The sequence below is a fragment of the Actinotignum sp. usb-actsch-rep-73 genome (genome assembly GCF_059082735.1).
Genome location: NZ_JBHNPV010000019.1, coordinates 1 through 1,802 on the forward strand (window position 1 = coordinate 1; position 1,802 = coordinate 1,802).

General features: G+C 54.3%; 2 protein-coding genes and 2 pseudogenes. All 4 read right to left on the reverse strand.

Going from position 1 to position 1,802, the window contains the following annotated elements; translation table 11 throughout:
- Positions 1-330: pseudogene (locus AC5RE1_RS01055) on the reverse strand (IS256 family transposase); the annotation flags it as partial.
- A gap of 6 nt (positions 331-336) precedes the next feature.
- A pseudogene (locus AC5RE1_RS01060) lies at positions 337-432 on the reverse strand (transposase-like zinc-binding domain-containing protein); the annotation flags it as partial.
- A 481-nt stretch (positions 433-913) separates the two neighbouring features.
- On the reverse strand, positions 914-1,273 hold the full coding sequence (locus AC5RE1_RS01065; RefSeq protein ID WP_493938216.1) for an Rv3654c family TadE-like protein: 360 nt from the start codon (positions 1,271-1,273) through the stop codon (positions 914-916).
- A 44-nt stretch (positions 1,274-1,317) separates the two neighbouring features.
- A partial coding sequence (locus tag AC5RE1_RS01070) for a TadE/TadG family type IV pilus assembly protein (protein ID WP_493938217.1) occupies positions 1,318-1,802 on the reverse strand: 485 nt, incomplete at its 5' end.

The window sequence follows — 1,802 nt, forward strand, 5'->3', positions numbered from 1 at the left end:
AGTGACCACCAACAAGGGCGGGGCGATACGGCTCATTAACGCTTCCCACGCGCTTGCTTTCTCCGCTCTTGCCGCATACCAGCCCAACACATACTCATCGCTTCGGGCAATCAGAACAACAGCTTTGCGCCCTAGATGGATGCCATCAACGTAGATGACGTCATGGACCTGGTCAATGATGGGTGGCAAGGCCCAATAGCTCCACAACGCCTGGCAACGCCTCTGGAAGGATCTGCCCTCACCGGGAAGCTCTTTGAGGGTTGTCCCTGACAACAGCCAGTTAAGGAACGCTGATAAGTCTTTAGCTCCCGAGTCGATACGTTGCACCATCGAGGAATTACACCCCCGACACCTCCACCTGACTCGTCCAGCAGACGTTCTTCCATTGCGATTCATTGACTGGGCGCACACAGGGCAAACGGGAGCTCTCATATCTCCCAAGCAAACACATCAACTTAAAACCCGACTTTTCCGCTCCAAAACAACGAAAAACAAGCCTCAATGCCACACATTTTGTCCAACCTCCAAGTTGCCCCACACCAACTTCAACACAGACTTTCCCGCACCAAAACAACGAAAAGTCACCAAAAATGCCACACATTTTGTCGTATAACCCAAACCATCAGCCTCTATCGGCAACCAGATACTCACTGGTGCAACCACACATAAACAACGTAGCTTAGATACCACGAGGGGCTAGGCCTTACGGCCTAGCCCCTCGTGGTATCCCATCAACACAGTCAAGTCTTCGAATAGCGCCCTTTCCGTCAGTTACGAAGCGTCCATTTTCTTCGCATCTACTTTCCTCTTGATGTCTACTACAGTAGCGAGCTCTCCTTGAGAAACCATTGAGTCTTCCTTAAAGTTTTCTGAGAGTTTTTGCTTCCTTCACACATCAGGTCTCACGTTCACCTCACGTGTTCACAGGCCCACCACGCGCACGGGAACGTAGCGTCACCGGAATATTCATGACAACAACCGACTGTCTGACAACAATTCGGGTATCCGACTCGACCACTTCGCAACTCTCGAGATCCGCATCATTACGAGCCACCACGTCGCCCGCCAGCTCACACGGTCTGGACCCCACGTCTTCCCACTGCGCAGTCGCCGACGCATCCGCACCCGCGAGCGCTCCAAGGTCGGCGATCGCATTCAGACGAGCTTTCGCCGAATAGAGTGCACCGGCGAACACAATGACCAGCAGGCAGATCAACACCAGCGCACAGATAGCGGTAACGAGGATCGTGCCCGAGCCCTCTTCCTTTTCCATCGCTCGTCTACAAGGTTGCCGATCAGGCGGTGTAGTGCACGTTCTCATGGCACCAACGAGTCCTTTTTGGCTCTGATCGTGCACGTGTTGTCGCCAATGGTCAGTCCTGAAATCGCATGCCTTGAATACGTGGCGCGAGCTTCAACCCACTCACCGTTTTCGACAACTGAAACACTTGCCCCTTTTTGGGCAAGAGAGCCCAACGCTGTAGCTCCAACTTGGGTTGGATTCGCTACTCCCATCATCGCGGCACGCGCTGCTTCACTTGCCGAATGGCACAAGCTCTGACGCGCCAACACTGTGGAGGCAACACCGAGCACCAGCGCCAGCATCAATGCGATGGCAACACAACCAATTGCCAATTCGACCGTCACTGAACCTGTTTCATCGCGACTCCGCCGCGTCTGTTTTGCCCCATCGGCTACACGAGCACGGAAGTGCCTGAAATGCGCATCTCCACGCACACACCAGGCGAATCGCACCTTTTCGAGCCCTCGTTTCCACAGGCGCTGACCCGGCCAAGGCGGTT